The following is a 4291-nucleotide window of genomic DNA, read 5'->3' as shown; positions in this document are numbered from 1 at the left end:
ACATATTATAACAGCAAAAAATAACTGTCAACAATATGGCCTGAAAGTTTATAGGAAGTTTATAGGTTGCCCGCTGCACCGGTATCCGCAAAAAATGCCGGCATCCTGCACTGCTTTCCAGGATGTCAGCATTCTTCTGCAAAATCACCTTGCTTTTACCGCTTTGTCTATGGTTCCTCGTCCCCGTCCCAATTCAAAAACTCAAATTCAAATTCGTCGTCATCCGCCATAAAATTCTTTGATTTCCAGCCGGGGTTCTGGCCGTTTCCAGACTGTTTTGCTCCAGAGGATCTGGAAGGAGCTTTCCCTTCTGTGCCTGCCCCGGGCTTTGCGCCCGCAGGTTTTGCCGCCGCAGGCCGCGCTGTCTGAGCTGCCCCCGTGCTCCCTGCAGGCTTTGCTGCCGCAGGTCTTGTTCCCGCAGGCCGTGCCTGCTGGGACGCTGCCTGGCTTCCTGTGGGTCTTGCTCCCACAGACCTTGTTCCAGCAGGCCGCGCTGCCTGGGCTGTCCCCGTATTTCCTGCGGGCCTTGCTCCAGCAGGCCGTGCCTGCTTTGCACCGTTCGGCTTTCCGGCTCCCACTGTGTGCATTACCTTCTGTCCAGAATTACCCTGAGCTTTATCGCTTCTTTTTCGTATGGTCTCCCGTTCAACCTGAGAAAAATATGCAGAATCCATCATATCTTTTATCTTGTAAGCCAAAAATGCTGCCGCTCCTGCCGCAAGCACAAAGAGAACCACCAGTATGATAATAACAATTCTCTGGCTGGACACCTTTTGATTGCTTTGTTCATACAAGGCCGCATTCTGCTCCACACCATCAAACAAGTCCTGAATCAAATACTGATTCCCTTCCACATTGTTGATCAAATACCATTCTTCCCCCTGAAGCTGTGTTTCCCAATCCTTTGTCTCCTGCACCTCTTCAGGCACTTCGGTCTCCTCCTGCGGGGTTTCTGCAGGCTGTTCCGTGACAGGAACCAGCTCCCCCGACAAAGAAACATAATCGGAGCGGATAAATCCGGTCACCTCTGTCCCGTCGGCAATAAAGGTTACCTGATACCACACATTGCCGTCGGTTCCTGTGGCCTGCCCTGTCACCGTAAGCGCCATGCCATTCTGGGCCGTGGTCAGAATCTGACTGGTTGTGGACGCGTTGGAGCGCACCCGCACGGACTGACCGCCCGTCACGCTCGCACTCAAGGGCTCAACCGCCGTAACCGCAGCGGGAGTCTCCGGGGTTGTTTCAGCCGGTGTATCCGCAGTGCCTGTATTGGTATCCGTGGAAGTGTTTGTATCAGTGCCAGATGCCGTATAGGCCTCCGTGGGCGGAGTGGTTCCATCTGTTATGGACACAAGATCGGAGCGGATATACCCAAGCGTATTGGCATCCACAAACACCTGATACCAGACAGCCCCATCGCTTCCTGTGGTCTGGCTTCTGATGCTGATGCTTTTGTCCTTTTGGGTGCTGCCTATGACCTCACTGCTGGAGTTTGGTTCTCTTCTGATATTTGCGCTGTTGGCAGTCACCGTACCCTGACTCTCCGCATGGCTCACAATGGAAAAGCATCCCAGAAACAAAGCCATCAGCAGAATCAGGAGCATGGTCATTAAGCCTGCAGGCAAATAAAATCCTAAACGTGCCTCTTTTATCTTTTTCATATGCTGTCCTTTCCTTTTTTCTATTCTGTATCTAAAAGGCTTCTGCGGCACTACTCACGATCCCGCATAAACCTTCTTTGTCCTTCCTCACCTGCCTGGGAATGCCCGTAGCCTCTCGTATCCCTGCGCATTTTATCTCTCTGCTGCTCCTCCATATGCCTGTGGACCTTCGCCTCACACTCCTCGCAGAACCTGCCGCTGCGGATTTCCTTTCCGCAGCGCTCGCAATGCAGAAACATCTTGGAGCCCTCGGCCACCTCAATGCGGGATTCTCTGAGCATTCTTCGAATCGCCCTCTGAGACACTCCCGTGGCCGCCTCAATCTCCACCGCCGTGGCCCCCTTGTGGGCTTCAATATAAAGCCTTACCTTTCCGTAATCGTCATAGTCTACATACCCGCAGTCCTCACACTGATATTCTCCTACCCCCTTGAATATCATAACTCCGTTGCACTTTTTGCAGTAGCGCGGGACATGGTAATAATTCATCATTTCCAAGCTGTCCATACCCAATCACACCTTTTCCCACATAGATTCTCAGGCTTCTATGCCTCATCAATCGCCTTGCCGATGTCATGCCTCATATACTTATTGTCAAAGGATACCCACTCTGTGGCTGCATAAGCGTTGGCCCTGGCTTCCTTCAGGTCTCTTCCCTTGGCCGTAATGCCCAGCACCCGCCCCCCATTGGTAACGATTCCCTGGTCTGTCTGCTTTGTGCCGGCGTGGAAGCAGTAATAGCCCTCCGCCCCGTCAAACCTGTCAAGTCCCCGGATTAAAAATCCCTTTTCATAAGAAACCGGATAACCCTGGCTGGCCAAAACCACACAAACCGCAGCATTATCCTCAAATTCCAGCTCTATCTGGTCAAGACGCCCGTCCACACAGGCCTCCATCACCTCAATGATGTCATTTTTCATGCGGGGCAGCACTACCTGGGCCTCCGGGTCTCCAAATCTGGCATTGTACTCCAAAACCCTGGGGCCCTTTTGGGTCAGCATCAGCCCAAAGAAAATAACGCCCTTAAAGGGTCTCCCCTCCGCCGCCATGGCATCCACCGTAGCCTGGTAAATATGCTTTGTGCAGAATTCGTCCACCTGCTTTGTGTAAAAGGGACTGGGGGAGAAGGTTCCCATGCCTCCTGTGTTCAGGCCCTGGTCTCCATCCATGGCCCTTTTATGGTCCTGGGCTGAGGTCATGATCTTAATGGTTTTGCCGTCCACAAAGGAAAGCACACTGACCTCTCTTCCTGTCATGAATTCCTCAATCACCATACGGTCTCCTGCAGAGCCAAATTTCTTATCCAGCATGATAGACCGCACGCCTTCTTCTGCTTCCTCTCTGTCCCTGCAGATCAAAACTCCCTTTCCCAGCGCAAGGCCGTCTGCCTTCAGGACAATGGGATAATCCGCCCCTTTTAAATATTCCAGAGCATCCTCTGCATTGTCAAAGGTCTCATAGGCGGCGGTTGGAATATTGTATTTCTTCATCAAATCCTTGGAAAACGCCTTGCTTCCCTCCAGGATAGCTGCATTTTTCCTGGGACCGAATACCCTAAGCCCCTCGGCCTCCAGCACATCCACAAGCCCTCCCACCAGAGGGTCATCCATCCCGACAATGGTAAAGTCAATGGCCTTTTCCCTGGCAAAAGCTGCCAGCTTTTCAAACTCCATGGCCCCGATGGGAACACACTCCGCAATCTGTCCAATGCCCGCGTTTCCCGGAGCACAATATATTTTTTCCACCCTGGGGCTCTTGGCCACACTCATTGCAATGGCATGCTCTCTTCCGCCGCCCCCTACGATCAATACCTTCATATTTATGTATCCTCACTTCCGCCCTGCGCACGATAAATCTGCGCCAGCTGTCATTTATTTTCTGATCACCCTGCCGTTTTCCACAGCGATACGTCCGTTGGCAATATCGTCGATGGCCTGGGGGAGTAAAATCCACTCTGCCTGCTCCATCACCCGCTTCTGCAGGCTCTCAGGCGTATCATTCTCCTCCACCTCCACAGGCTTCTGAGAGATGATGGGCCCCTCGTCCATGCCCTCCGTCACAAAATGCACCGTGGCTCCGGTAATCTTCACCCCCCGCGCAAGGGCCTTCTCATGCACCTTAAGGCCATAGCAGCCCACTCCGCAGAAGGAGGGAATCAAAGAGGGGTGAATATTGATGATACGGTTTTCATATTTTTGAACCATGGCAGTGGGAATTGCAACCAAAAAACCCGCAAGGACAATCAAATCCGGCAAAAAGCCGTCCACCGCCTCCAAAAGCGCCTGGTGAAAAAGCTCCCTGTCTTCATAATCTCTGGGGGAAACGCTGACGGCAGGTATCCCGGCAGCCTTAGCCCTCTCTAAGCTTTTCACCGTCTTATTATTGCTGATGACTCCCACAAGCTGGATATTCGTAATGCCGCCCGAGGCTGTTTTATCAATAATGGCCTGCAGATTGGTTCCTCCGCCGGACACCATAACCACCACTCTCAGCATAGAGTCACTCCCTTTTCTCCCGTCTGGCATTTTCCTACAATATAAGGCGTATCCCCCGCCGCCCGAATGGCTGCCATGGTTTTATCCACGTCCTCCTGCTCCACCGCCAGCACCATTCCAAGGCCCATATTATAGG

Annotated in this window: 4 protein-coding genes and 1 pseudogene; all 5 read right to left on the bottom strand. The window is 52.5% G+C overall.

Annotated features, from left to right (window positions below; all coding sequences use genetic code 11):
* Nucleotides 1-167: 167 nt before the first annotated feature.
* On the bottom strand, nt 168-1661 hold the full coding sequence (locus AC1WIP_RS12285; RefSeq protein WP_481142100.1) for an SH3 domain-containing protein: 1494 nt from the start codon (nt 1659-1661) through the stop codon (nt 168-170).
* A gap of 50 nt (nt 1662-1711) precedes the next feature.
* Nucleotides 1712-2167, bottom strand: a complete 456-nt coding sequence (locus AC1WIP_RS12280; RefSeq protein WP_481142099.1) for a hypothetical protein — start codon at nt 2165-2167, stop codon at nt 1712-1714.
* A 38-nt stretch (nt 2168-2205) separates the two neighbouring features.
* On the bottom strand, nt 2206-3477 hold the full coding sequence (gene purD, locus AC1WIP_RS12275) for a phosphoribosylamine--glycine ligase (protein ID WP_481142098.1): 1272 nt from the start codon (nt 3475-3477) through the stop codon (nt 2206-2208).
* A gap of 54 nt (nt 3478-3531) precedes the next feature.
* On the bottom strand, nt 3532-4155 hold the full coding sequence (purN, locus tag AC1WIP_RS12270; RefSeq protein ID WP_481142097.1) for a phosphoribosylglycinamide formyltransferase: 624 nt from the start codon (nt 4153-4155) through the stop codon (nt 3532-3534).
* Nucleotides 4149-4291: pseudogene (locus tag AC1WIP_RS12265) on the bottom strand (phosphoribosylformylglycinamidine cyclo-ligase); the annotation flags it as partial. The pseudogene AC1WIP_RS12265 and the gene purN, both read right to left, overlap by 7 nt.

This window comes from Acetatifactor sp. (assembly GCF_982438285.1).
The sequence above is the reverse complement of the archived record's forward strand: the minus strand, read 5'-3'. Positions and strand labels throughout refer to the sequence as shown.